Source organism: Bacillus sp. SSR7 (assembly GCF_055902415.1).
In genome coordinates this window covers 177,804-197,474 of record NZ_JBVVXV010000004.1, presented here as the reverse complement: position 1 = coordinate 197,474, position 19,671 = coordinate 177,804, and the positions used below count along the sequence as shown (strand labels likewise).

At 37.7% G+C, this 19,671-nt stretch carries 17 protein-coding genes, 1 other RNA gene and 1 pseudogene; 18 read left to right on the top strand and 1 reads right to left on the bottom strand.

Translation table 11 applies throughout. The features are described from left to right. The first annotated feature begins 4 nt into the window (after positions 1-4). Genes tpiA through eno form a run of 3 tightly spaced genes read left to right on the top strand, consistent with a single transcriptional unit; the run spans position 5 to position 3,612 of the window. Positions 5-760 carry a triose-phosphate isomerase gene (gene tpiA, locus AC0NJG_RS10560; RefSeq protein ID WP_001231037.1) on the top strand — a complete coding sequence of 252 codons (756 nt, stop codon included), beginning with the start codon at positions 5-7 and terminating at the stop codon, positions 758-760. Then, a complete protein-coding gene (gene gpmI / locus AC0NJG_RS10555; protein WP_001231152.1) occupies positions 757-2,286 on the top strand; it encodes a 2,3-bisphosphoglycerate-independent phosphoglycerate mutase in 1,530 nt (509 codons plus the stop codon). The genes tpiA and gpmI overlap by 4 nt, the downstream gene beginning before the upstream one ends. Before the next feature lie 30 nt (positions 2,287-2,316). Further along, positions 2,317-3,612, top strand: coding sequence for a phosphopyruvate hydratase (gene eno, locus AC0NJG_RS10550; RefSeq protein ID WP_000103949.1), 1,296 nt, complete (start codon positions 2,317-2,319; stop codon positions 3,610-3,612). A 50-nt stretch (positions 3,613-3,662) separates the two neighbouring features. Here the strand turns inward: eno and AC0NJG_RS10545 are convergent, their stop codons facing one another. Next, entirely contained in the window at positions 3,663-4,613 is a 951-nt protein-coding gene (locus AC0NJG_RS10545; protein WP_474063029.1) for a nucleoside hydrolase, read from the bottom strand. A 425-nt stretch (positions 4,614-5,038) separates the two neighbouring features. Between AC0NJG_RS10545 and AC0NJG_RS10540 the strand changes: the two genes are divergently transcribed. The 15 genes and pseudogenes from AC0NJG_RS10540 (at position 5,039) to AC0NJG_RS10470 (ending at position 19,342) form a co-directional block, all read left to right on the top strand. Continuing rightward, positions 5,039-5,407, top strand: a complete 369-nt coding sequence (locus AC0NJG_RS10540) for a CidA/LrgA family holin-like protein (RefSeq protein ID WP_000673222.1) — start codon at positions 5,039-5,041, stop codon at positions 5,405-5,407. After that, the gene (locus tag AC0NJG_RS10535) at positions 5,404-6,096 is read left to right on the top strand and encodes an LrgB family protein (RefSeq protein ID WP_029440954.1); all 693 of its coding nucleotides are present in this window, start codon (positions 5,404-5,406) and stop codon (positions 6,094-6,096) included. Before AC0NJG_RS10540 ends, AC0NJG_RS10535 begins: the two co-directional genes overlap by 4 nt. Before the next feature lie 94 nt (positions 6,097-6,190). After that, a complete protein-coding gene (secG, locus tag AC0NJG_RS10530; RefSeq protein WP_000557262.1) occupies positions 6,191-6,424 on the top strand; it encodes a preprotein translocase subunit SecG in 234 nt (77 codons plus the stop codon). A 161-nt stretch (positions 6,425-6,585) separates the two neighbouring features. Then, positions 6,586-7,326, top strand: coding sequence for a carboxylesterase (gene estA, locus AC0NJG_RS10525; RefSeq protein ID WP_474063028.1), 741 nt, complete (start codon positions 6,586-6,588; stop codon positions 7,324-7,326). Positions 7,327-7,468: 142 nt separating this feature from the next. Then, positions 7,469-9,907: a ribonuclease R gene (gene rnr, locus AC0NJG_RS10520; protein WP_474063027.1), complete on the top strand. Its 2,439-nt coding sequence runs from the start codon at positions 7,469-7,471 to the stop codon at positions 9,905-9,907. Positions 9,908-10,605: 698 nt separating this feature from the next. After that, on the top strand, positions 10,606-11,073 hold the full coding sequence (gene smpB, locus AC0NJG_RS10515) for an SsrA-binding protein (RefSeq protein WP_048528182.1): 468 nt from the start codon (positions 10,606-10,608) through the stop codon (positions 11,071-11,073). 125 nt (positions 11,074-11,198) lie between these two features. Continuing rightward, positions 11,199-11,553: a transfer-messenger RNA gene (ssrA, locus tag AC0NJG_RS10510) on the top strand. Positions 11,554-11,905: 352 nt separating this feature from the next. Beyond that, complete coding sequence (locus AC0NJG_RS10505) at positions 11,906-12,304, top strand: VOC family protein (RefSeq protein WP_087995397.1); 399 nt, start codon at positions 11,906-11,908, stop codon at positions 12,302-12,304. A 607-nt stretch (positions 12,305-12,911) separates the two neighbouring features. Further along, a pseudogene (locus AC0NJG_RS10500) lies at positions 12,912-13,867 on the top strand (nuclease-related domain-containing protein). A 601-nt stretch (positions 13,868-14,468) separates the two neighbouring features. Continuing rightward, positions 14,469-15,146, top strand: a complete 678-nt coding sequence (locus AC0NJG_RS10495) for a response regulator transcription factor (protein ID WP_087995395.1) — start codon at positions 14,469-14,471, stop codon at positions 15,144-15,146. Next, positions 15,118-15,276 (top strand): hypothetical protein, encoded by a 159-nt coding sequence (locus AC0NJG_RS10490; protein WP_176398077.1) that lies wholly within the window; start codon positions 15,118-15,120, stop codon positions 15,274-15,276. Before AC0NJG_RS10495 ends, AC0NJG_RS10490 begins: the two co-directional genes overlap by 29 nt. A gap of 203 nt (positions 15,277-15,479) precedes the next feature. Next, complete coding sequence (locus AC0NJG_RS10485) at positions 15,480-16,496, top strand: siderophore ABC transporter substrate-binding protein (RefSeq protein ID WP_474063026.1); 1,017 nt, start codon at positions 15,480-15,482, stop codon at positions 16,494-16,496. Positions 16,497-16,515: 19 nt separating this feature from the next. After that, positions 16,516-17,532, top strand: coding sequence for an ABC transporter permease (locus tag AC0NJG_RS10480; protein ID WP_474063025.1), 1,017 nt, complete (start codon positions 16,516-16,518; stop codon positions 17,530-17,532). Then, positions 17,529-18,593 (top strand): iron chelate uptake ABC transporter family permease subunit, encoded by a 1,065-nt coding sequence (locus tag AC0NJG_RS10475; protein WP_429680912.1) that lies wholly within the window; start codon positions 17,529-17,531, stop codon positions 18,591-18,593. Before AC0NJG_RS10480 ends, AC0NJG_RS10475 begins: the two co-directional genes overlap by 4 nt. Then, complete coding sequence (locus AC0NJG_RS10470; RefSeq protein WP_087968642.1) at positions 18,590-19,342, top strand: iron ABC transporter ATP-binding protein; 753 nt, start codon at positions 18,590-18,592, stop codon at positions 19,340-19,342. Before AC0NJG_RS10475 ends, AC0NJG_RS10470 begins: the two co-directional genes overlap by 4 nt. Positions 19,343-19,671 lie beyond the last annotated feature (329 nt).

The following is a 19,671-nucleotide window of genomic DNA, read 5'->3' as shown; positions in this document are numbered from 1 at the left end:
AAGCATGCGTAAACCAATTATCGCAGGTAACTGGAAAATGAATAAAACTCTATCTGAGGCAGTTAGCTTCGTAGAGGAAGTTAAAGGTCAAATCCCAGCAGCTTCAGCTGTTGATGCAGTAGTTTGCTCTCCAGCTCTATTCTTAGAGCGCCTTGTAGCAGCGACTGAAGGAACTGATTTACAAGTAGGTGCACAAAACATGCACTTCGAAAAAAATGGTGCATTCACTGGCGAAATTAGCCCAGTAGCACTTAGCGACTTAAAAGTAGGCTACGTAGTACTTGGCCACTCTGAGCGTCGTGAAATGTTTGCTGAAACAGATGAGTCAGTAAACAAAAAGACTATCGCAGCATTTGAACATGGTTTAACACCAATCGTATGTTGTGGTGAGACTTTAGAAGAGCGCGAAAGCGGAAAAACATTTGATCTAGTAGCAGGTCAAGTGACAAAAGCACTTGCAGGTTTAACTGAAGAGCAAGTTAAAGCAACTGTTATCGCTTATGAGCCAATCTGGGCTATCGGTACAGGTAAATCTTCTTCTTCTGCAGATGCAAACGAAGTATGTGCGCACATCCGTAAAGTTGTTGCAGAAGCTGTTTCTCCAGCTGCTGCAGAAGCTGTTCGTATTCAATACGGCGGTAGCGTAAAACCAGAAAACATTAAAGAGTACATGGCACAATCTGACATCGACGGCGCTTTAGTTGGCGGTGCTAGCTTAGAGCCTGCTTCGTTCTTAGGTCTTCTGGGGGCGGTAAAATGAGAAAGCCAACAGCTTTAATCATTCTTGACGGTTTCGGACTTCGTGAAGAAACTTACGGGAATGCTGTAGCACAAGCTAAGAAACCTAATTTTGATGGTTACTGGAACAAATTCCCTCACACAACGCTTACAGCTTGTGGTGAGGCAGTAGGTCTTCCAGAAGGTCAAATGGGTAACTCTGAGGTTGGTCACTTAAATATCGGTGCTGGCCGCATTGTATATCAAAGCTTAACACGCGTAAACGTTGCAATCCGTGAAGGTGAGTTCGACAAGAACGAAACGTTCCAAAGTGCAATTAAAAGCGTAAAAGAAAAAGGTACTGCACTTCATTTATTCGGTTTACTTTCTGACGGTGGTGTGCACAGTCACATGAACCACATGTTTGCTCTTCTTCGCTTAGCAGCTAAAGAAGGCGTTGAGAAAGTATACATTCATGCATTCTTAGATGGCCGCGATGTTGGACCAAAAACAGCACAAAGCTATATCGATGCAACAAATGAAGTAATTAAAGAAACAGGAGTAGGACAATTCGCGACTATCTCTGGTCGTTATTACTCCATGGACCGTGACAAGCGTTGGGATCGCGTAGAAAAATGTTACCGTGCTATGGTGAATGGTGAAGGCCCTACTTATAAATCAGCAGAAGAGTGTGTAGAAGACTCTTATGCAAATGGTATCTACGATGAATTCGTATTGCCGTCTGTAATTGTTAACGAAGATAACACGCCAGTTGCAACAATCAATGATGATGATGCAGTTATCTTCTATAACTTCCGTCCAGACCGTGCAATTCAAATTGCTCGTGTATTTACAAACGAAGACTTCCGTGAGTTCGATCGTGGTGAAAAAGTACCTCACATTCCAGAATTCGTATGTATGACACACTTTAGTGAAACAGTAGATGGTTACGTGGCATTCAAGCCAATGAACCTTGATAACACTTTAGGTGAAGTTGTTGCGCAAGCGGGATTAAAGCAACTTCGCATCGCGGAAACTGAAAAGTATCCGCACGTTACATTCTTCTTTAGCGGTGGTCGTGAGGCTGAATTCCCAGGAGAAGAGCGTATCTTAATTAACTCACCGAAGGTTGCAACGTATGACTTGAAACCTGAAATGAGCATTTACGAAGTAACGGACGCTTTAGTAAATGAAATCGAAAATGATAAACACGATGTTATCATTCTTAACTTTGCGAACTGTGATATGGTTGGCCATTCTGGGATGATGGAACCAACAATTAAAGCAGTAGAAGCAACTGACGAATGTTTAGGAAAAGTTGTAGAAGCGATTCTTGCAAAAGATGGTGTAGCACTTATTACTGCTGACCATGGTAATGCGGATGAAGAATTAACTTCTGAAGGAGAGCCAATGACAGCTCATACAACTAACCCGGTTCCTTTCATTGTTACTAAGAACGACGTAGAATTACGTGAAGATGGTATCTTAGGTGATATCGCTCCAACTATGCTTACACTTCTTGGTGTTGAGCAGCCGAAAGAAATGACAGGTAAAACAATTATTAAATAATTTGCTTATATAAAAAGGAGAGAATTTATTATGTCAACAATTATTGATGTTTATGCTCGCGAAGTCCTTGACTCTCGTGGTAACCCAACTGTAGAAGTAGAAGTTTACACAGAAAGCGGCGCTTTCGGACGCGCTATCGTACCAAGTGGTGCATCTACTGGTGAGCACGAAGCAGTAGAATTACGTGACGGTGACAAATCTCGTTACCTAGGTAAAGGTGTTATGAACGCAGTAAACAACGTTAACGAAGCAATCGCTCCAGAAATCGTTGGTTTCGACGTAACTGACCAAGCTGGTATCGACCGTGCTATGATCGAATTAGATGGCACTCCAAACAAAGGTAAACTAGGCGCTAACGCTATCCTTGGTGTATCTATGGCAGTAGCTCACGCAGCAGCTGACTTCGTAGGTCTTCCATTATACCGTTACCTTGGTGGATTCAATGCAAAACAATTACCAACTCCAATGATGAACATCATCAACGGTGGTTCTCACGCTGATAATAACGTAGACTTCCAAGAGTTCATGATCTTACCAGTTGGTGCTCCAACATTCAAAGAATCAATCCGTATGGGTGCTGAAGTATTCCATGCACTTAAAGCTGTATTACATGACAAAGGTCTTAACACTGCAGTAGGTGACGAAGGTGGATTCGCTCCAAACCTTGGTTCTAACCGTGAAGCATTAGAAGTAATCATCGAAGCTATCGAAAAAGCTGGTTACAAAGCTGGCGAGAACGTATTCTTAGGAATGGACGTTGCTTCTTCTGAGTTCTACAACAAAGAAACTGGTAAATATGACCTTGCAGGCGAAGGCCGTACTGGCTTAACTTCTGCAGAAATGGTTGATTTCTACGAAGAGCTTTGCAAAGACTTCCCAATCATCTCTATCGAAGATGGTTTAGACGAAAACGACTGGGATGGTCACAAATTATTAACTGAGCGTATCGGTGATAAAGTACAATTAGTTGGTGACGATTTATTCGTAACTAACACTCAAAAACTTGCTGAAGGTATCGAAAAAGGTATCTCTAACTCAATCTTAATTAAAGTTAACCAAATCGGTACTTTAACTGAGACTTTCGAAGCTATCGAAATGGCTAAACGTGCTGGTTACACAGCAGTTGTATCTCACCGTTCTGGTGAAACTGAAGATGCTACAATCGCTGACATCGCAGTTGCAACTAACGCTGGCCAAATCAAAACTGGTTCTATGAGCCGTACTGACCGTATTGCTAAGTACAACCAATTATTACGCATCGAAGACGAACTAGGCGAAATCGCTGTTTACGATGGTATCAAATCTTTCTACAACATCAAACGATAATTGTAGAACATAACGACAGACCGTGAGAAATCACGGTCTGTTTTTTTATGTTAAAATTGCTCATCCGTCATAAGTGACATGAAATGTTTAAAGAAGCGGTTATAATCAAAATCAATTGCGATTTGATGAATCGGCCGATTAATAAATGGTTTAGATTCTTCTAAAGAGCGGAATTCCCCAATGCTTGCCCCTTGTGCATAAGATTCGGTCATGACAACGATAGGTGATTTGTGATACGTAAACATAGAGTTATCAAGTAAAGCGAGTATTGGCATTGTGTCATGGAAGGGGCTACCCTTTAAATGTGGTAGAGCATTTTTATAATAGCCGTAGTAATAATGATCGAATAAAGGTTTGACGAGTGGGGCTTTTCCTTTTGCTTCAATATATTCAGCCATTTCTGATGTAATGATGGAATATTGGGTGACGTTTAATGGATAGATGTACATGTTAGGTGAGGATTGAAGGACTATATTAGCGGCAGCAGGATCACCATAAAAGTTTGCTTCAGAAATAGGAGTAACATTACCCGGGTGTAAAAAGGCACCGCCCATTACGTAGTAAGATTTAATTTGCTTCATTAACTGTTTACATACGATAAATAAAATTGCGAGGGAGGTAAGTCTTCCTAAACTTACAATGATTAATTCATCTTTATACTGTTCAATAAGAGGAATAACTTCGAAAAAATTCTCCATTTCCCCGTTAGTTACATTCCCTTTTGGAATAATTGGCCCGAGCCCTTGTTTTCCGTGTACATCGGTAAAAAAAGCAGGTGGGGCACCAGTAAGTGGACGCTCTGACCCACCGAATATCTTAATATTTCTATCCATTGTTTCATTCTTAAGAAAATGAGCATTTTGTACGGCCATCTCTTTTGGAACATTGCCGTAATCAGCAACAATGCCGACGATTTCTATTTCATCGATAAAGAATGCTAAGAGGAGAGCCATCGTATCATCAATGCCAGGATCACAAAAAATGAGAACTTTTTTGGGCATATGTTCACCACCTATCTTGTTTATCCCACTTTAATGGGCAGTAAGACCCCCACCTCAAAATTCAGCGAAAGCAAAGAATTTAGGTGGGTTCGGGCTGCCCATTAAAGTCCGATTGGTGAGGGCTGATAATCAGTGGGGATAAAGAACCCACCACTGATTAAAGTTTCACTTTATATATATGTAAGCTTAAGGATAAAAAGATTATTTTATTGAAATAATAACCTTTAAAATTCAGAAAATAAAAACTTCTTATATTAGGTCAAGGTTTTTGACTTAATTTCCTTTTAGAAATGTAGTCATATCAAGGTTGTAAGCGTATAACATAGTCGTTTTTTGCTGTCAAGTTGATAAATTGCAGCTTTTTACAATTTATACTATGATAAAGATATTAAGAGAAGATCGTATAAACAAGAGGGATGATGAACATGAAATTTACAAAGATTCTTGTCCAAATTGCTGCTCTTTACGTTTTTTATATGGTTGGAACTTGGGTGCAAGAAATGTTAAATATTCCGATTCCAGGAAGTTTGATTGGAATGTTCCTCTTACTTGTTTTACTTAGCCTAAAAGTTCTTCCAGTGAAATGGTTCGATTTAGGAGCAGAAACACTCGTTGCTATTATGCCGTTTTTATTAATTCCGCCAACGCTTGGCCTAATGAATTACGGTGCTTTTTTTATGAGTAAAGGAATTTCCCTTTTCATTACAGTTGTAGCGAGTACATTTTTAATTATTATTGTCGCAGGACATACAGGACAATATCTTGCGAATAGAAAGGAAAGAGAGTCGCGATGAGCCAAATGTTAATCGGAATCGGTTGGGTTCTTTTTACGGTGCTATTATATCAATTATCTAAAAAAATCTATAAATTATTTCCAACACCATTCACCATTCCAATGCTTGTAGCAACAGGATTAATGGCTTTCTTATTTATCGTGCTTGATATACCGTATCAACATTATATGGAAAGTGGTGGTGGCTGGATTGCGAAGCTGCTCGGACCTGGTGTTGTAGCATTTGCAATTCCTCTTTATAAACAACGTCACGTTCTGCAAAAATATGTTGTACCAATTGCCGGCGGGGTACTAGTAGGTACAACAGTTGCCATTGCAAGTGACTTTGCTATTGCCTCACTTATGGGAACAGATAAAAGCTTAATTTTATCTTCTTTACCAAAATCAGTGACAATGCCAGTTGCGATGAGTGTTTCAGAGCAAGTTGGTGGTGTACCGTCATTAACAGCAGCCTTCGTTGTTATTGCAGGTATTACCGGAACGATTACTGGCCCGCTTTTATTAAAATGGAGCCGCGTTACAAACTCAGTTGGTAAAGGTATCGGATTTGGATGTGCTTCTCATATTATGGGTGTCATGAGAGCAATGAAAAATAATGAACATGAAGGTGTTATTGGATCGGTAACAATGACATTAACAGCGATTTTGACATGTTTGCTCGGGCCGTTATTTGCAATGATGTTCATGTAATAGAAGAAAAGCGAGAGCAACCTTATAGCTCTCGCTTTTCTATAGAATTTATGCTACAGTTACAATAACTGAATCTTTGTAGGAGGTACGCCAAGTGCATACGTTATTATCCGTTTTACTTATTATTGTATCGATTTTAATGATTGTTATGGTACTTATGCAGTCTAGTAATAGCTCAGGCCTTTCAGGTGCAATTTCAGGCGGTGCAGAGCAATTATTTGGTAAGCAAAAAGCACGTGGAATTGAAGCGGTATTAAACCGTATTACAATTGTTTTAGCTGTATTGTTCTTTGCATTAACAATTGGTGTTACGTACTTAAACTTATAGAATTGAAAGAAGAAGCGTTAGTAAGATGTACTAATGGTTCTTCTTTTTTTGTTTTGTCATTTGAAAGATGTTTCTAATTAGATTATAGAAATATAAATATGGTACACTAGATATAGAAAGAATACGACTAGATTACAGAAGAGAAAGAGGAGAAGTACATGATGAAATTAGCATCTCCGAAACCATTTACATTTGAGGGTGGAGACCGCGCTGTTTTATTACTACATGGATTCACAGGAAACTCAGCTGATGTACGTATGTTAGGGCGTTTCTTAGAAAAGAAAGGCTACACTTGTCATGCGCCAATTTATAAAGGGCACGGTGTACCACCAGAAGAGCTTGTTCATACAGGTCCTGAAGATTGGTGGCAAGATGTAACGGAGGCATATCAGCTTTTAAAAGATAAAGGTTTTGAGAAAATTGCTGTCGTTGGATTGTCACTTGGCGGCGTATTTTCTCTAAAATTAGGTTATACAGTACCGGTTTTAGGTGTAGTACCAATGTGTGCACCGATGTATATTAAGAGTGAAGAAACGATGTACCAAGGTATATTGGCATATGCCCGCGAATATAAAAAGCGTGAGCAAAAATCACCAGAGCAAATCGAACAAGAAATGTTGGAATTCCAAAAGACACCGATGAATACATTAAAAGCATTACAACAATTAATTGCTGACGTACGTAACAATGTGGACATGATTTATGCCCCAACATTTGTTGTACAAGCGCGCCATGATGAAACGACTAATACAGATAGTGCTAACATTATTTATAACGGTGTAGAATCTACGTTAAAAGACATTAAATGGTATGAAGACTCTACGCATGTCATTACACTTGATAAACAGCGTGACGAGCTACATGAGGATGTATATAACTTCTTGGAGCAACTAGATTGGTAAGATCTAGTTGCCTCTTTTTTTCATAAGGGAATTTTTGTGAAAACTGTAAAAATCATAAGGGGAGTATTGAAGTTTCACTTTATACATCCCCTATCTTTCGGATACACTAAATAATATAAGGTTTTAAAGGAGGTATTTTTGCTTGGAAGAAATCATACAAGAACATATTGATAAGTTGTTATTATTTATGAGAGAAGAAGCGTATAAACCGCTAACGATACAAGAGTTAGAAGAGGCATTTGGAATTGAAGGTTCTGAGGGCTTTAAAGATTTTGTAAAGGCACTTGTAACGATGGAAGAGAAGGGGCTTGTTATTCGTACACGTAGCAACCGTTACGGTCTTCCTGAAAAGATGAATTTAGTAAGAGGTAAGTTAATTGGACATGCACGTGGTTTTGCATTCGTTGTACCAGACGAGAAGAAAACGGGAGACGATGATCTTTTCATCCCGCCTACAGAATTAAACGGTGCACTTCATGGCGATACAGTGTTAGCACGCCTTAGTTCTCAATCAAGTGGTTCACGTCAAGAAGGTTCAATTGTACGCATTTTAGAGCGTGGAACGAAAGAACTAGTTGGTACATATACAGAATCGAAAAACTTTGGGTTCGTTATACCTGACAATAAGCGCTGGACAAGTGATATCTTTATCTTGAAAAGTGCATCAATGGGTGCTGTAGAAGGCCATAAAGTAGTTGTGAAAATTACGAGCTATCCAGAGAATCGTTTAAGTGCAGAAGGTGAAGTTATTCAAATTCTAGGTCATAAAAATGATCCAGGAGTAGATATTTTATCTGTCATTCATAAACATCATTTACCTTTAGCATTCCCTGAAGAAGTGATGGAGCATGCAAACAGTGTACCAGAAACGATTTCAGAAGAAGATTTAAAAGATCGCCGCGACCTGCGTGATCAAATGATCGTAACGATTGATGGTGCAGATGCGAAAGACTTAGATGACGCTGTTACAGTAACAAAGCTTGAGAACGGCAATTACAAGCTAGGCGTTCATATTGCGGATGTAAGTCATTACGTTCAAGAAGGTTCTCCAATTGATGTTGAAGCAGCGGAAAGAGCGACAAGTGTGTATCTTGTTGACCGTGTAATTCCAATGATTCCACATCGTCTATCTAACGGTATTTGTTCATTAAATCCAAAAGTAGACCGTCTGACATTATCTTGTGAAATGGAAATCAACAACTTAGGTGATGTTGTAAAGCACGAGATTTTCCAAAGTGTGATTAAAACGACAGAGCGTATGACGTATGCTGACGTAAGAAGCATTTTAGAAGATGAGGACGAAGAGTTAATGAAACGCTATGAGCCGCTCGTACCTATGTTTAAAGAGATGGGGCAATTAGCACAAATTTTACGTGAAAAACGTATGCGCCGCGGTGCAATCGACTTTGATTTTAAAGAAGCGAAAGTATTAGTAGATGAAGAAGGAAAACCGACAGACGTTGTCATGCGTGATCGTTCTGTATCAGAGAAGTTAATTGAAGAATTTATGCTTGTTGCGAACGAAACAGTAGCAGAGCACTTCCACTGGATGAACGTACCATTCATGTACCGTGTCCATGAAGATCCGAAAGAAGATAAGCTAGAGCGTTTCTTCGAGTTTGTAACGAACTTCGGATATGCGGTAAAAGGACGTGCGAATGAAGTGCATCCTCGTGCGCTGCAACAAATTCTCGAAATGGTTCAAGGGCAACCAGAAGAAGTAGTTATTTCAACAGTAATGCTTCGTTCTATGAAGCAAGCACGTTACGATGCGGATAGCTTAGGACATTTCGGTTTATCAACTGAGTTCTACACGCATTTCACATCACCAATTCGTCGTTACCCAGATACAATTGTTCATAGATTAATTCGTGAATACATTATTAACGGTAAAGTTGACAATGAAACGCAAGCAAAATGGCGTGAAAAGTTACCGGAGATTGCAGATCATTCTTCTAATATGGAACGCCGTGCTGTTGAAGCAGAACGTGAAACAGACGAAATGAAAAAAGCAGAGTATATGGTTGATAAAATCGGCGAAGAGTATGACGGTATGATTAGCTCTGTAACAAACTTCGGTTTATTCGTAGAGCTTCCAAATACAATTGAAGGTCTTGTACACGTTAGCTACTTAACGGATGATTACTACCGTTATGATGAGCAGCATTTCGCAATGATTGGAGAACGTACAGGTAACGTATTCCGCATTGGTGACGAAATTACAATTCGCGTTATTAATGTAAACAAAGACGAGCGTGCAATCGACTTTGAAATCGTTGGCATGAAAGGTACACCTCGTCGTAAGTTCAAAGACCGCCCAGTCGTTATCGAACAGCCAAGAACAGGCAGAAAGAAACGCGGCGGACGTAGCGAACGCAGTAATGAGCGCGGCGGAGAACGTGGCACAGGTAGAAAATTTGACCGTGGTGGCAAAGGTAAAGGCACAGGAAAAGGAAGAGGATCTGCATCCGCATCTTCGTCCGCAAGCCAGCCAGGGAAAAAAGATGGTAACGGCAAGAAGAAAAAAGCATTCTTCGAAAACGTACCAGGATTCAAGAAGAAAAAGAAAAAGCGTAAGTAAGAAAAGGATGGCTTCGCTTTGATGAAAAGCGGGGCTTTTTCTTTTTTCTTAGTGGCTAGAATGTTCGGCGGCTTCGCTTCTTCGCTAGAGGCAAAGAACGCCTCAAGGTCAGAAGCTCCATCCACCTCACATTCTGAACGAGCCACTTTCGCTTTTTGTTGGAATCCAGCTACAGAGTGGCTAGAATCTGTTGGCCATTTCACTCCCTCGGACGAAGCAAAAAGCGCTTCTCTGTCGGGAGTTCCAATGTCCAAAGATTCTGAGCGAGCCACTTTCGCTTTTTAATGGAATCCAGCTACAGTGGCTAGAATCTATTGGCTATTTCACTCCCTCGGACGAAGCAAAAAGCGCTTCTCTGTCGGGAGTTCCAATGTCCAAAGATTCTGAGCGAGCCACTTTCGCTTTTTAATGGAATCCAGCTACAGTGGCTAGAATCTATTGGCTATTTCACTCCCTCGGACGAAGCAAAAAGCGCTTCTCTGTCGGGAGTTCCAATGTCCAAAGATTCTGAGCGAGCCACTTTCGCTTTTTAATGGAATCCAGCTACAGTGGCTAGAATCTATTGGCTATTTCACTCCCTCGGACGAAGCAAAAAGCGCTTCTCTGTCGGGAGTTCCAATGTCCAAAGATTCTGAGCGAGCCACTTTCGCTTTTTATTAACATTTGTTACAATAGTAAAAATAGAGGAGGGACGTTATATGCCAAAGGGTACAGGTAAGGTTATTGCACAAAATAAAAAAGCTTTTCATGATTATTTCATCGAGGAAACATACGAAGCAGGGCTTGTCCTTCAAGGAACGGAAATTAAGTCGATTCGCGCTGGACGTGTGAACTTGAAAGATGCATTTGCTCGTGTACATAATGGTGAAGTATGGGTTCATAATATGCATATTAGTACATATGAGCAAGGGAATCGTTTCAATCATGATCCGCTTCGCACGAGAAAGTTACTTCTTCATAAAAAAGAAATTGAAAAGTTAACGGGTGCTTCAAAAGAAACAGGCTATGCATTAGTTCCAGTTAGAATCTATTTGAAAAATGGATTTGCAAAAATGGCACTTGGTTTAGCAAAAGGTAAAAAGCAATATGATAAGCGTCACGATTTAAAAGAGAAAGAAGCTAAACGTGAAATTGCCCGCGCGTTCCGTGATCGTCAAAAGATGTAATACAGATATTTACATTTGTAAAACGGCGCGCGTATGATATAATAACTTATGTAAGATTGTTGCACATTGAAAAACAGCTCTTAGTAGCTATCACGAAATTTCTTCGTATGCTCCATTTTTATCATGGGGACGTTACGGATTCGACAGGGATAGTTCGAGCTTAGGTTGCGAGTCGAGGGGATCGGCCTCGTTAAAACGTCAAAGCCTATAATTGGCAAACAAAACAATCTTTCTTTAGCTGCTTAATTGCACTAAAGGTTCCTCCCTCCATCGTCCATGTGGTAGGGTAAGGGACTCAAACTAAGTGGACTACGCCGGAGTTCGCCGTCTGAGGACAAAGGAAGAGAACAACCAGACTAGCAACTTGGAAGCCTGTCGATAGGCCGAAGAGTTCGCGAAATGCTAATATATCGACTACACTCGTAGAAGCTTAAGTGCCGATATTTTTGGACGTGGGTTCGACTCCCACCGTCTCCACCAATACATATTTGGTGGTTTTTTTATTTTGTATGTGATTTGAACCATAACTTTGCCAAGGCGGCAAGCTTATGGTTCTTTTGGTTTATGGCAAACTTATGCTTCCAGGATTTGAAAATTTTTTAAGTCGCCTTTTAAATAAAGTTACAGTGCTTATAAAAAAGATGTGATGTTTTGTCCCTTTGGATCTGTTTATCTAAAGGGATGTTTTTATAGTGAAAAGAAAATCTGAACTGAAATACCGATAAAGGAGCTGTTGAGTAGTAATAAAGTTGCTCCATATCAGCAAAGAAGGAACGTATACAACTGTGTTGAAGTAGATTAAGGTCGATATTAAAAAAATGGAGGGGTTATGGTGATTATTGAAACGACTGTGCAAGTTCGTGTTTCAGACTTTGAAAAGGGAAAGGAATGGTACAAGTCACTACTGAATAAAGAGCCTGATTTTGTACCTCATGAGGGATTTGTTGAGTTTGAACTCGTGCCCGGGAGTTGGTTACAGGTAGCCGAGGGAACGCCAACAGAAGGTAGCGGTCCTATACGCATAGGTGTGATGGATATAGAGGCTGAAAGGGATAGAATGATAAAGGAATTAAATATTGAGCCTTTTGAAATATATTCAAGAGAAGAGGTTCCCGTAAAATGGAGTAGCTTTACAGACCCCTGGGGGAATCGCTTAGGTTTTTTCGAATATTTGAATGAGAATGAAAGGGATGAAACAATAAAAAGAGTTCATGGAACGACGGCTAAGTAGTTAGTCCGTATAACCACCCTTTCCTCAACTAAAGGGCACTTTAATGAAAGAAGGATTACAGACTTTTTTATAAAAGAATGATTCAATTAAATAAGTTAAGAGCGTGTTTTGATCAATTTTCTTTAAAAACACGCTCTTTCTTTTTGCTCGTTTATCAAGGTTATTAGTATCAATTTGACCAAACATTATTCAAAATCTACATTAATAAAACTCACGGCAAAGTTATGCTTCCATTTTCTTTGGACAATTAGATAAATATCTTCTAAAATAAGCGGTTTTCGGCAAGTTTATGATTCCAACTGCGGCAAACTTATGGGCAAAGTGACATTGTATGATACGAACCATAACTTTGCTAGGTTGGCGAGGTTATGGTTCTTTTTGTTTGCAGGAAAATAGGATTTTCATGTTTTGCTAGTAGTAGGTTTTGGGTGGTATGCTGTTTTGGGAGGTGGGGTGATGTCGTGTTTTGTCGAGCGGTCGATATTCTATGTCGAATCGCCGATATAATTGAAGTTGCGTTCGATATATTGGAAAAATCGCCGATATAATTGAAGTTGTGGTCGATATAATGAAAAAATCGCCGATATATTTCTAGAGGAGTGATAAAATGATTGTGAAAGAACGGAGAATGCCGATTTATTTACGTCAATTAGAAGCGCTACTCAGAAGATTGCCTGTTCATCATCCAAAACGGAATATAATCGCTGAAAATATAGCGAGATATAAGGCAGGTTATAAAGGGGAACGAGCTGTTGATTATTCATTAAGTTTTCTCCCTGAGCAAGATTATAGCATTTTACATGACATTCGTTTATTTGATCAAAATCATTACTTTCAAATTGATACTATCATCATTTCCTCGCGTTTTCTTCTATTTTTAGAAATAAAGAATATAGTAGGTACACTACTTTTCGACTCAACATTTAATCAGCTCATTCGCATATCCGAAGAAAAGTCAGAAGGATTTCCAAATCCAATTTTGCAAATAAAAAGACAGGAATTACAGCTTCAGAAATGGTTAAGGTTATACGGGTTTTCTAAATTCCCAATTGAATCCTTCGTTGTTATTAGTACGCCGCGTACCGTTGTTAAATCTTCAGATGATAACCTCTCTAATAAAATCATTCATAGTGCTAATTTACCTCATAAAATAAAGTGGCTAGAAATTAAATATAAGAAAAAAACTATATATAATATAAATGAGCTTATTCAGCGAATGATGATGGAGCATTCCCCATTGCAACACAATGTTCTTGAAAAATATCAAATGAAAAAAGAAGAATTGTTAAAGGGGTACTGTGTGAGGAATGTACCTCTATACCAATGGTTAAAGTGAAAAAAGGGTGGTATTGCTCGAAATGTAATACTGTATCTAAGGATGCACATAAGTGTGCTTTACAAGATTATGCGCTTCTTATCGAAACCGAGGCTACTAATAGTAAGTTGAAAGAATTTCTAAATATCCAATCAAGTTCAATTATGAAACGCATCCTTCAATTACTGAAAATCCCGTATGTTGGTGAGAATAAAGGGAGGAAGTATGATTTAACAATGTATCAGTGAGCAATGGAAAAGGATTATTAATACAGTGATGATCCTTTTGAAAATTTATTTTACACTCAGTGTTTCTTTTGTTTTTTCATTGTTAGTTAACTTGTTACAATTGCATTATAGGACATTGATCTTAAACTCTATTAAATTTAATCTTAAAATAAGAAGAATGCAGTTTTTTTGTTTTGGAGGTTTTATAATATGCTTAAATTGGTGGGGATGGGCGGTACCCTTGAAATAGAAAACGAAGAAATAGTTATTGACGATAAGTAGGTAGATACTATAGCAACCCCGTAATGATTAAATAATATTTATCCCGCTATTTGCCGGGCAGTAAAACTCCCATCTCAAAATTTGGCTGAAGTAAAGAGGTTAGGTGGAAGCTCTGCTGCTTGTAAATGTCCGATTGGTAAGTAGATATGTTAATTTTAATTTATTCAAATCTTCATATACTTTGTATTTCTATCCATACCTATTGTAAGATTATATAGAGTTCTCCTAATAAGCTGTTATAATGACTTTTTTTAGGAGTTTCATACTTATAAATCTTAAATTATTTTTGGAGATAATTTTTTATCTAACCAAGTTATATTGAAGTAGAGGTGAACCATCGGTGAGGCAGGTGTTAGTAATTAAGAATGAAAGGTCTTTAGCGAAGAAAATCGTAAGTGGTTTAAAGCAAGAAGGCCATTTCATTTTAAAACTTCACAATGAAAACGAAGGTTTAAATATAGTATATGAACAAGATTGGGATATTATCATATTAGATTGGGATTCATTAAGCATATCTGGACCAGAAATTTGCAGGCAAATACGACTTGTTAAAATGACACCGATTATTATTGTGACCGACAATATTTCTAGCAAGGATTGCGTAGCAGGGTTACAAGCAGGAGCTGATGATTATATAAGAAAACCATTTGCGAAAGAAGAATTAGTAGCAAGGGTGCAAGCTATTTTAAGGCGAAGTGATTATACTCAGCAAAATGAGCCGAATTTTGTTCAGTTTAAAGATCTCCTTGTTGATGCATCTAGCAATATTGTGAAAAAAGGCGGTAAAAATCTCTCGCTTACGAAACGCGAGTACGATTTACTTGTATTTTTAATCAAGAATAAAAATACAATATTGAGCCGCGAAATGCTTTTGAATCAAGTTTGGGGATATAACGTAGTAGTAAATCCAAATGTAGTAGACTTATATATTGGGTATGTAAGAAAAAAGTTGAAATGTGAGAAGAAAGACAGATACATTCAAACGATACATGGCAGAGGCTATTCAATGGTTGAATGATAAAATAGTTTATGTAAAATATGAAAAATTAGCTATTAATGGTCATTTTTTTTTTACAGTAGAAATCACAGTTTATAAGGTGCTAATCTACTGGTTAGTACGTGTGGGGGATGAATCTGTTGCGCATTAGTTGAGATCATATCTAAGTTATGTTTAATTTTATTAACTCACACCATTCACAAGATTTTCACATAATTAATGACTATACTTATTTACAGGATATCCAAATGAAAATGATTATCAATATTGATTTAGGTGAATAGAAGTTACTATCTAACTCAATCTATGAAAGTCATCATTTTCGAAATAAATTACACTATAAGGAGTATACGTATGAAAAAAACTATGCTTTTAAAATTAGTAAGTATTCTAGCAATTTTCACATTAATGTTAGTAGCTTGCTCAGATTCAGGTAAAGAAACTTCGAAGGCTAATAATAAAGATAATAGTAGTGATAAGCCAAAAACGGTTGAAATCACTGATGCACATGGAAAAGTTACAGTTCCTGTAAATCCAAAGAATGTAGTTGCTTTAGATAATAGAACGTTTGAAACTTTAGCTGATTGGGGAATTAAATTAGCGGCTGCTCCGAAGGATGTAATGCCTGCAGATTCAGCGTATGTAAAGGATAATTTAGTTCAAAATATTGGAAATCACCGTGAACCAAATCTTGAAATTATTGCAGCGGCAAACCCTGAGCTTGTAATCGTTGGTCAAAGATTTGCTAGCCATTACGAAGAAATTAAAAAATTAGTGCCAAATGCAGCTGTTATTGATCTTAATGTTGATGTTTCTGAGAAGGCTACTAAGCCTGGTGAAAACTTAGTAAAAGGACTTAAAGATTCTACAGTTACTTTAGGAAAAATCTTTGATAAAGATAAAGAAGCTAAACAATTAGTAGCTGACTTTGATAAATCTATTGAAAAAGCAAAATCTGCTTATAACGGAAAAGATAAAGTTATGAGTGTTATCGTTACTGGTGGAAATATTGGTTTTGCTGCTCCACATTCTGGACGTGTTTGGGGACCAATGTATGAAATTTTCGGTTGGACTCCAGCATTAGAAGTTTCTAATTCTACTGCAGGTCATAAAGGTGACGACGTTTCTGTTGAAGCTATTGCACAAACAAATCCTGATTGGCTGTTCGTATTAGATCGTGATGCTGCAACATCTGATGCAGCTAAGTCAGCTCCTGCTCAGGATGTTATTTCTAAATCACCAGCTCTTCAAAACACAACTGCTGTTTCTAAAAAACAAGTTGTTTATGCACCAGCAGATACTTACACAAATGAATCAATTCAGACTTACATAGAGTTATTTGGAAATCTTGCAAAAACTTTAGCTAAGTAGTGTAAAGGAGTACGAAGCAGTGTCAAAAAATATAATTTCTAGGGTTGAGAATATTTCTCAACCCCAGTTTTATAATCACAATAAATTATGGACAAAATCTTTTATAATAGCGATTATAGTTGTTATAATTTTAGGGATTATATCACTGTTTACTGGCGTTTATGATATACGTGGACAAGAGGACGGAATGGAGATGTTTTTCATCACTCGTGTTCCGAGAACAGTTGCATTAATGCTTACTGGAGCTGCAATGGCGATGGCAGGGCTCGTCATGCAACTCATTACGCAAAATCGTTTTGTCGAACCTACTACAACGGGGACTATTGAATGGTCAGGCTTAGGCCTGCTTTTTGTGTATTTACTATTTCCTGCCCCAACTTTAGTTCAAAGAATGACTGGTGCAATCATTTTTTCTTTTATAGGAACTATGATTTTCTTTCTATTTTTAAGAAGAGTTAAGCTTCGTTCGTCTTTAATTGTCCCGATTATTGGATTGATGCTTGGAGCAGTTATTTCTGCAGTGTCTACTTTTTTGGGACTCCTTTTTCAAATGACGCAAAGTATTGAAACTTGGTTTGTAGGTTCATTTGCTAACATTCAGGTAGGAAGATATGAATATTTATGGCTGATTGTTATCGTTACTTTGCTTATTTTTATGTATGCGAATAGATTGACTTTGGCTGGACTAGGAGAAGATGTCGCAACAAGCCTGGGTGTTAATTACAATCGAATTGTTCTTTTTGGGACTGCTCTTATCTCTGTTGCAGTTGGAATTGTTGCAGCTGTTATTGGAAACTTACCTTTCTTGGGGTTAATTGTTCCAAATATTGTTTCCATGTTTAGAGGTGATGATCTTAGAAGTAATTTACCTTGGGTGTGTCTGATCGGAATGGGGACAATAACTGCCTGTGACATCATTTCTCGAACAATTATAAAGCCTTTTGAATTACCTGTTTCTTTAATACTTGCATCAGTAGGAGCAGTCGTGTTTATTACTATTTTATTGAGAAAAAGAAAACCAAGGAGGCTACGATGATCACATTAGATTATAGAAATAAAGAAAATGTCGAAGTCGATTCTAGCCTTCATAATGAAAGTAGATCAGCTAGCGCTTTTCGTTCTAAGAAGGAAGCAAGACGTTATTGGATTATACTGATAACATTGATTGCTTTAGGCCTCCTTTCTTCATATGGACTTTTAGTGTATAACAATCCAGTTCCGATAGATTCACCTTCTTTTATCCCAGTTGTTAAGAGAAGGATAGTAGCTATTGTTGCAATGATTATTGCAGCTGTTTGCCATAGCTTATCGACAGTTGCTTTCCAATCCATTACGAATAATAAGATTATTACTCCGTCACTTTTAGGGTTCGAATCACTTTATTCAGCAATTCATACGAGCACAATATTCTTCTTTGGTGCTAGTGCTTTGATCAATTTTAATGGAATTGGATCATTTTTATTTCAAGTCGTTGTTATGGTCCTCATGAGTTTAATACTTTATGGATGGTTACTTTCCGGTAAATACGGGAATTTACAACTTATGCTTTTAGTCGGGATTATCATTGGAACTGGACTAAATTCTATGTCAACTTTCATGAGAAAACTACTTGCACCGTCAGAGTTTGATATTTTACAAGCGAAATTATTTGGTTCTGTTAATCATGCAGATCCTGCATATTTTCCTATTGTAATTCCTATGATCGTAATTGTAGCAGTATTAATTTTTGCTCATTCTAAGAATTTGAATGTCTTATCACTAGGAAAGGACGTTGCTACTTCTTTTGGAGTTAAATATCAACCTAGTGTAATTTATACGCTTGTATTAGTAGCTATTTTAATGTCCATTTCAACAGCTCTAATTGGGCCACTTACTTTCTACGGATTTTTAGTAGCAACTTTGAGTTATCAGGCGGCGGCAACTTATGATCATAGATATATTTTTCCAATGGCTTTTGCTATAGGATTTTTAATAATGACGAGCGCATACTTTTTAATGTATCATGTATTCCATGCTCAAGGTGTAGTTTCAGTTATTATTGAATTATTCGGTGGAATCATATTCTTAACTATAGTTTTAAGGAAGAGGGCTTTATGATAAAAATTGATAATGTTAAAAAGTTCTATACTGATAAGGTAAAAATAGGACCTTTGGATATTGAAATACCAAAAGCAGGCTTTACTTCTTTAATTGGACCAAATGGCGCTGGAAAGTCAACGACACTTTTGATGATTGGCAGACTTTTAGATATGGATGAAGGTCAAATTCAGGTAGCAAATATGGATGTTTCTGAATCCAAATCAAAAGACTTAGCAAAAGTTTTGACTATATTGCGACAAGAAAATCATTTTGTAACGAGGCTTACTGTTAGACAATTAGTTGGATTTGGGCGCTTTCCTTATTCAAAGGGAAGATTAACGAAAGAGGATGAAGTTATTATTTCTAAATATATCGACTTCCTAGACTTAACGAATTTAGAGAATAGATATTTAGATGAGCTTTCTGGTGGTCAAAGACAAAGGGCATATGTAGCGATGGTATTGTGCCAAGAGACGGAATATGTACTTTTGGACGAGCCACTGAACAACCTTGATGTTGCTCGTTCTGTTCAAATGATGGAGCATTTGAGACGTGCGGCTAATGAATTCGGAAGAACCATTTTGACTGTTATGCATGACATAAATTTTGCAGCCAAATACTCTGACAAAATTTGTGCTATGAAAGATGGACAAATTGCTGCTTTTGGAACAGTAGAAGAAGTTATGGACCCAACACTTTTGACAGATATTTTTGAAACAAAAATAGAAATTATTAATGGTCCTTATGGGCCGATCGCAGTGTATTAGTTATAAAATGTCTTGCGTAGATTATGCAAGACACTCTAGTTGAAGTTGCTGTCTGTATTTTATAGGCAGCAGCTTTTTTTTATGTGATTACTCATAAAATGCAAAAGAATGCTTCACCTTTTCAAGTATGTACCAAACGAAAAAAATATCTCTGTATAATTTTTCAAAAGAATTCAGCTTATTTTTTATATGTAATATTGCATATCAGAGTGTATTGATAAAAGTGTAAGGGGTCACTATAATGAGGGCATAAAGATAAATCACATTTTCGTAGCAATAAAAAGGAGGAAATAATATGGAAATCGCAATGGCAGTTTTAAAATTTGTAG

What these genes read in the sequence shown, in the direction of transcription:
- AC0NJG_RS10535 (WP_029440954.1), top strand. Translation starts at nt 5,404, where the DNA reads ATGAGCCAAATGTTAATCGGAATCGGTTGGGTTCTTTTTACGGTGCTA.
- AC0NJG_RS10485 (WP_474063026.1), top strand. Translation starts at nt 15,480, where the DNA reads ATGAAAAAAACTATGCTTTTAAAATTAGTAAGTATTCTAGCAATTTTC.
- tpiA (WP_001231037.1), top strand. Translation starts at nt 5, where the DNA reads ATGCGTAAACCAATTATCGCAGGTAACTGGAAAATGAATAAAACTCTA.
- estA (WP_474063028.1), top strand. Translation starts at nt 6,586, where the DNA reads ATGAAATTAGCATCTCCGAAACCATTTACATTTGAGGGTGGAGACCGC.
- AC0NJG_RS10490 (WP_176398077.1), top strand. Translation starts at nt 15,118, where the DNA reads ATGGCAGAGGCTATTCAATGGTTGAATGATAAAATAGTTTATGTAAAA.
- AC0NJG_RS10540 (WP_000673222.1), top strand. Translation starts at nt 5,039, where the DNA reads ATGAAATTTACAAAGATTCTTGTCCAAATTGCTGCTCTTTACGTTTTT.
- AC0NJG_RS10475 (WP_429680912.1), top strand. Translation starts at nt 17,529, where the DNA reads ATGATCACATTAGATTATAGAAATAAAGAAAATGTCGAAGTCGATTCT.
- AC0NJG_RS10545 (WP_474063029.1), bottom strand. Translation starts at nt 4,613, where the DNA reads ATGCCCAAAAAAGTTCTCATTTTTTGTGATCCTGGCATTGATGATACG.
- smpB (WP_048528182.1), top strand. Translation starts at nt 10,606, where the DNA reads ATGCCAAAGGGTACAGGTAAGGTTATTGCACAAAATAAAAAAGCTTTT.
- AC0NJG_RS10470 (WP_087968642.1), top strand. Translation starts at nt 18,590, where the DNA reads ATGATAAAAATTGATAATGTTAAAAAGTTCTATACTGATAAGGTAAAA.
- eno (WP_000103949.1), top strand. Translation starts at nt 2,317, where the DNA reads ATGTCAACAATTATTGATGTTTATGCTCGCGAAGTCCTTGACTCTCGT.
- gpmI (WP_001231152.1), top strand. Translation starts at nt 757, where the DNA reads ATGAGAAAGCCAACAGCTTTAATCATTCTTGACGGTTTCGGACTTCGT.